Raw genomic sequence first — 6,000 nt, forward strand, 5'->3', positions numbered from 1 at the left:
TCGAATTCGCCAGGAGCCGAAAATGGAGGTGCGCGCCCCCTCCTCTACCGTGTCGAGACCCAACAGCGGACACTCGCGCCCTAAGAAGCGTGCCCGATACTGGCCGTTGGTTCATCTAGTGCGTTACTCGGCCCAGAGGCCTACGAAGAACCCTGAAATAGCTTGGGATGAGAGCAGCGGGCGCCCACGCCGCCTTCGCACCCATCGCGGTTTCTAGAGGATCCCGAGATTGTGTAGCCACTGCTTGACCTGTCCCGGCCACTCTCTTGAGATCGGGTCGGCGGTCGGTCTCATCCCGAAAGCGTGGCCGCCCCTGGCGTAGATCCGCATGTCGACCGGAACGCCTGCGTCGCTGAGTGCCAACGCATAAGCGAGCGGCTGCCTTACCTTGTCCATCGGATCGTTCATGGCGTGCAGGATCAGCGTGGGTGGTGCTTTGGGGCTGATCGTGACCCAGGGTCGGAGCTCGAGGCTGTTCTTCCCCTTGCTGTCATCGAGCACGCGCGCGGTGTAGGCGACGACGGCGTAATCCGGACGTGGTGACTGTCGGTCCGCCGCGTCAGCGACCGGGTAGGTCCTCTCCTCGGTGTTGCTCATGTTCGCAGCAAGGTACGCGCCAGCCGAGAAGCCGATCACACCCACCTTGCGCGGATCAATCCCGTACGAAGTAGCATTCCGCCGAAGCAGCCCCATAGCGCGCTGCGCATCCTCCAGGCCGAGCAACACCTTGGGTCGCTGCTGCCGGCCGTTCTCGCGGGGCCACACCTGGGGCACGCGATATTTGAGAACCGCGCAGACCATGCCTTGTCGCACGACCCAGTCACAGATCTCGGTGCCCTCCAGGTCCATGGCCAGTACCTCGAAGCCGCCGCCCGGCAGGACGAGCATGGCTGCCCGCGTGCCGGTCCCTTTCGGCCGATAGACGGTCATCGTCGGACGCGTCACATAGCTGGCCCAGTGCCACATCTTGCCGGCGACTAGCCCAGTGCCGTTGCCCAGTCCCTCCGGCCGGTCACCGCTGTCAGGCTTGGCCAGGCTGACGTTGGCTGGCCAGAGCGGCACTTGCTCGCCGCCGCTCGGTGCCTGCCACACGCCTTCGTGTTCGTTCTTTGGTAGCGGCGTAGTGGCAGGTGCGCTTGCGACATCCTGAGCCCGCGCGCTCACACTCACCGCGGCGCTGACAACAAGGGACGCGCTGAGGAGACGATATAGGCTTGGCACAGTTACCTCCTAGGACGGGTAACACTCGGCGCGGCTTCGCTGCGCTACTCGTGGCGGAGCGCATCGATCGGGTTCAATCCCGCCGCGCGTCGAGCAGGCACGAAGCCAAAGACGATCCCGATGATGCCTGAGAAGCCGAACGCGAGCGCGTTGATCGCCGGGTTGAACGACCAATCCAGTGACATGAGCCGGGAAAGCCCGGCGATCGCCACCTGCGCGAGCAGCAGGCTAGCGAGCCCGCCGAGACATGAGAGCGTCACCGCCTCGACAAGGAATTGCAGCAGCACTTCGCGGGCAACGGCGCCGATCGCGAGCCGGATGCCGATCTCGCGCGTACGCTCGGTGACGGCGACCAGCATGACGTTCATGATGCCTATGCCGCCCACCACCAAGCTGATCGCCGCGACCGCAGCGACGATGCGGGTGAGGGCTGCGGTGGTGCCGGAGAGCGTCTCGGAGATCTGGCGCGTGTCGATGATGAGGAAGTCGTCGTCCTCTCTCGCCTCCACATGCCGCTGCTCGCGCAGCAGGCCCGTGAGCGACGCCGTGACCTGCTCGGTGTCATAGGCGGGATCCACACCGACCAGCAGCGCCTTGATGTCCCTAGTGCTGAGGAAGCGACGCGCCACGGTCTTGATCGGCATGATCACCAGATCGTCCTGGTCGCCGAACTGCCCCTGCCCCTTGGTGGTGAACAGCCCGATGACCTCGCAGCTGACCGGTCCCGCGCGGAAGCGCCGACCGATCGGATCCAGCTCCTTGAACAGGTTCTTGCTGACGGTGCTGCCGATCACGCACACGGCCTTACCCGCGCTCTCCTCCGCCGGCGTGAACACCCGCCCCGCCTGCAGCGGCCAGGGTTGAATGACGAAGTAGGTCGCGTTCATGCCGAAGATGCTCGTCGACCAATTGTTGCCCTCGTAGAAGACCGCCGAGGTGGCCTGCGGCGCCACGTCGGTGACGCCGCTGACCTGTCGCTCAATGGCGACCACGTCGTCGGGATCGAAGCTGGCTGGAGGTGGCCCACCACCGCCGCGTCGGGTCGCTTGCCCTGGATGGACGTGGAGCAGGTTCGTGCCGAGATTGCCAATTTGCTTCTGCACGGAAGCCGACGTCGCATCGCCGAGCGTGACCATCGTTACGACCGCCGCGACACCGATGACGATGCCAAGCACGGTCAGGAAGGACCGGAGCGCATGTCGCCGGATCGAGCGCGCTGCGAGCAGGACCGTCGTGCCGAGCATCTCGCCGACTCTGCGGCGTTGATGGCGCTGCGGCAAGGCCAAGCGAACCCCGCTGGCACGAACAACGCCAAACGCCCTTCATGGCAGGTTCACTGACCGATTGAGAAGGTGCTGAGCATAGGCCGAGCAAGGCCAGGAGAGTGAGCATGCTGAGCGCTGTGCTGCTACTCGTGTCGCTGCAAGCCGCAGAGACTCAGGCGGCCAATCCCGAGCCGCGCTCCGGCCGAGAGATCAAGATGGACGTTCAGCTTGATGCGGCCTTTCTGGCGGCCGCGGACACAAACCACGACGGAGCGCTCGACCTAAAGGAGTTCACTGCCGAGTTTGACCGCCGCATCGATGCGATGATCGCAGGCGATGCCGAGGCGCAGAGGAAGATCAAACCGGCGGATCGGGCCAAGATGCGCGAGGGTATGATCGCTCCTGGCTTTCGCGGAATGGACAAGAACTCGGACGGCCTTCTCACCAGGGACGAGGTGAAGAGCTTCAGCCGTTAGCTCCTCGCCATCGCCCGACAGCAGGCCGGCGATCACGGCTAAGAACATCCATGACGAAGGCCTTTTTTTTTGGGCGCGAAGCGAAGGCGTTTGCACGGATGGGTTTCTCGCGATCGTGGCCGGACCGCTTCAGTCGGCCCAGCGGCGGCAGATGCCGCCCGGTTCCAACAGCCGGAGGGGGGCTACTGGCCGCACATAGCTTAGCCACTGCATCATCGGCGCCCTGAATTCAGTATGGTTGCAAGTTCGCTTGCCTTCGTCACCCAAGAGGAGCGATGTCATCGAAAAGGCAGAGGGAAATTAGATGACCGTAGGTACGCTGCTCCTTTCCGCTTTGGCGCTTGCGCTGCAAGCCGATCAAGGCGGCGCGCAGGACAAAGCCCCAGATCCTTTGATCAAGGAACGGCCGATCTGCCGAAGCGAGGGACGGAGCGGCTCGCGCATGCAACGCCGTGTCTGCCACACAAAGGCCGAATGGCAGCAGATCGATGCGGCCGCCAGCCCTGTCAAAGGTGGATCACCGGACTGGATCGGGCCAATAGGAGGCAAGTAGGTCGGGTGGCTAGCAGACTGACCGCTTTCGCCCGATTCTGGCTCCCTCACCTCTCGTCCCGAGGACCCAGAAGTCGACACTCACAGCGGCTTGAATGCATTCCGAAACGAGCCGTTGGTTCAGGTGCCGGCAAACGACAGCGAGTGGACCGACAGCGGACATGCAACTTTCCATCGGCTAAAATTTAGAAGCAGACATCGATCCAGCTGGCTTGGGCGTCACCTTGGCGATCACAATCGCCAAGGTGACGCCCACCGGCTCACGCCAGTGAGTAGGCATTTTTTGCCAGACTAAAGATTCCTTCCCGAATCCACTGGGCCAATTTCGCTGGGGTTCTTGAGGGCGGCCGGTTCGCCGCCTGATCAGGAGTAAAGCCCCATGTCCCACACTGTCTTCATCGCCGTCCAGGGTCACGACCGCCTCGTCGAGATCGACCTGCCTGACAACGCCTCGATCGAAATCGTCCACGCTTCCGTCAAGGAGGCCGGCATCGAGATCGACGAGGAGTTCATCCTCTTCCACGACGAGGATGATGACCCGATCGAGTGGCACGGCCACAAGCGCCCGCACCACATCAAGCACGGCGCGAAGCTGCACCTTGCCAAGTGCCGCAAGATCGCGGTCTCCATCAACTATCTGGAGAAGACCGCTAAGCACCGCTTCGCCCCCGGTGCCCGCGTGCGCCGCGTCAAGGCGTGGGCGGTCGAGCACTTCAAGCTGGCCGAGCGCGACGCCGCCGAGCACGTCCTGCAGGTCTGCGGCGGCACCGACCGGCCGCCGACCGACACGCCGCTGCACAAGCTCGCGAAGCACGGTCACTGCGACCTCTGCTTCGACCTCGTCCCCGACATCCGCGTCGAGGGCTGAGGTGAACGCGCCCGTCAGCCCCAGCCAGCTGCTGCTCGAGCGCGACCTGGCCGCACCGGAGTTCCGGTGCGGCCAGTTCGAAGAACGGTGGCGGCTCGTGTCGCAGGCTTGGCCCCACGTGGTCATCGCAGTGTCGGCGGCCCCCCGTATGGACTCGCCAGCCGAATTCGGCCTGCGGTTCGAATGCAGCGGCTATCCGCATCAGGCCGTCACCTATACGACCAGGCGAGGCCTCCGAGGCAAGGCGACACGCGGCGGCACCACAGGCGGTCGCGTGCTCGGCTATCGCCGCGCGGCGACCGGGGAGGATGTGCAGGGACGCGAGCTCGACCAGCTCGCGATCGATGACGAGCAGGCCGAGCTCGTCCGCCGGATCTTCCGCCTGTACGCGGAGGGCTGGAGCCTGAAACGGATCTGCAACGCCCTCAACGCCGACGGCATCCCCTCTCCGCGCGCCCGCGAGCGCGGCAAGTACAATGCCGGGGTCTGGATCCCCTCGACGCTGTCGGGCGACGTGACGCTGGATGAAGGCATCCTCAACAACGCGCTCTACATCGGCCGCCGCATCTTCAACCGCCGCACCTGGGTCGAGGTGCCCAACGAGCGCCGCGGCTTCTCGCGTCGCCCGCGCCTCAACCCTGAAGCGGAGTGGATCATCCGCGACGAACCGCAGCTGCGGATCATCGACCAGCCGCTCTGGGACCGTGTGAAGGCGCGACAAGCCGAGGCCCGCAGCGCGCGAGACGCGAAGTTCAAACTGACCGGCAATCCGCTAAGCGGCGCGAAGCGTCCTGCCCACCTCCTGTCCGGACTGGTGACCTGCGGCGCGTGCGGCGCCCCGTTCCTGGCCACCGGCGCCGGCCGGTGGCGCTGCAAGGGACACCGCACGGGGACATGCGACAACGGCTCGATCACCACCACCGAACTCGAAATCCGCGCGCTGGCGGGCATCCGCGAGCGGCTGCTGACGCCAGCACTCATCAAGCGCTTCGCCGCTCTGCTCCAGCAGGAACTTGCCGTCGCGGCGCAGGCCGGAAACGCCGAGCGCGCGCAGGCCGAGCATGACCTGGCGGAAACTCGCGCCAGGATCGCCAACCTCGTCACCCGCATCGAGGAGGACGCGGACGCCCCTCGCGCACTGACGACGCGGGTAAAGGATCTGGAAGCCGAGGAACGGCGACTGGAGGAGATCATCGCTGCAACGCCAGCGTCGCCGGTCGTGTGACTGCCGGCCAACTATGAGAGCCTGTACACGCGCGCGATCGCCGAACTCGACGCGCACCTCTGCTCGGACGAGGGCGCGGCCGTCCGGAACATCGTCCGCCCGCTCATCGAGAAGATCGTGGTGCAGCCGGGCAGCGCGCGTGGTGGCAAACGCCGTCCCATCCAGCTGTACGGCGACCTGTATCGGATGCTGGCGTTTGCGGAGGAAACGTGTGCGCCGAACGCACAACAGGCCCGTCTCTTACGAGACGGGCCTGTTGTGATACCGTTGGTTGCGGGGACAGGATTTGAACCTGTGACCTTCAGGTTATGAGCCTGACGAGCTACCGGGCTGCTCCACCCCGCGTCACGCTCTCCTGGTGGAGAGCGGTGTTTGTGAATGGGTTCCGATGAT

General features: G+C 64.9%; 6 protein-coding genes and 1 tRNA gene. 4 read left to right on the plus strand and 3 right to left on the minus strand.

The features are described 5' to 3' along the window. Positions 1 to 213 precede the first annotated feature (213 nt). Together K7957_RS19915 and K7957_RS19920 are read right to left on the minus strand one after the other, a co-directional pair. Entirely contained in the window at positions 214 to 1,221 is a 1,008-nt protein-coding gene (locus K7957_RS19915) for an alpha/beta hydrolase (RefSeq protein ID WP_343228481.1), read from the minus strand. A 44-nt stretch (positions 1,222 to 1,265) separates the two neighbouring features. Further along, positions 1,266 to 2,465, minus strand: coding sequence for an ABC transporter permease (locus K7957_RS19920; RefSeq protein WP_223014629.1), 1,200 nt, complete (start codon positions 2,463 to 2,465; stop codon positions 1,266 to 1,268). Between the two features lie 146 nt (positions 2,466 to 2,611). On the opposite strand from K7957_RS19920, the gene K7957_RS19925 reads away from it, so the two are divergent. From K7957_RS19925 to K7957_RS19940, 4 genes are all read left to right on the plus strand, one after another. Beyond that, complete coding sequence (locus K7957_RS19925; RefSeq protein ID WP_223014631.1) at positions 2,612 to 2,962, plus strand: EF-hand domain-containing protein; 351 nt, start codon at positions 2,612 to 2,614, stop codon at positions 2,960 to 2,962. 304 nt (positions 2,963 to 3,266) lie between these two features. Next, positions 3,267 to 3,515: a hypothetical protein gene (locus K7957_RS19930; protein ID WP_223014633.1), complete on the plus strand. Its 249-nt coding sequence runs from the start codon at positions 3,267 to 3,269 to the stop codon at positions 3,513 to 3,515. Between the two features lie 378 nt (positions 3,516 to 3,893). Next, positions 3,894 to 4,382, plus strand: a complete 489-nt coding sequence (locus tag K7957_RS19935; protein WP_223014635.1) for a hypothetical protein — start codon at positions 3,894 to 3,896, stop codon at positions 4,380 to 4,382. A 1-nt stretch (position 4,383) separates the two neighbouring features. After that, positions 4,384 to 5,607, plus strand: a complete 1,224-nt coding sequence (locus tag K7957_RS19940; RefSeq protein ID WP_223014637.1) for a DUF7665 family protein — start codon at positions 4,384 to 4,386, stop codon at positions 5,605 to 5,607. Positions 5,608 to 5,875: 268 nt separating this feature from the next. On the opposite strand, the gene K7957_RS19945 is transcribed toward K7957_RS19940, so the two are convergent. Further along, a tRNA-Met gene (locus K7957_RS19945) sits at positions 5,876 to 5,952 on the minus strand. Between the last annotated feature and the right edge of the window lie 48 nt (positions 5,953 to 6,000).

Source organism: Sphingomonas yunnanensis (assembly GCF_019898765.1).
Taxonomy (GTDB): Bacteria; Pseudomonadota; Alphaproteobacteria; order Sphingomonadales; family Sphingomonadaceae; genus Sphingomonas; species Sphingomonas yunnanensis.

What these genes read in the sequence shown, in the direction of transcription:
- K7957_RS19930 (WP_223014633.1), top strand. Translation starts at nt 3,267, where the DNA reads ATGACCGTAGGTACGCTGCTCCTTTCCGCTTTGGCGCTTGCGCTGCAA.
- K7957_RS19925 (WP_223014631.1), top strand. Translation starts at nt 2,612, where the DNA reads ATGCTGAGCGCTGTGCTGCTACTCGTGTCGCTGCAAGCCGCAGAGACT.
- K7957_RS19935 (WP_223014635.1), top strand. Translation starts at nt 3,894, where the DNA reads ATGTCCCACACTGTCTTCATCGCCGTCCAGGGTCACGACCGCCTCGTC.
- K7957_RS19920 (WP_223014629.1), bottom strand. Translation starts at nt 2,465, where the DNA reads ATGCTCGGCACGACGGTCCTGCTCGCAGCGCGCTCGATCCGGCGACAT.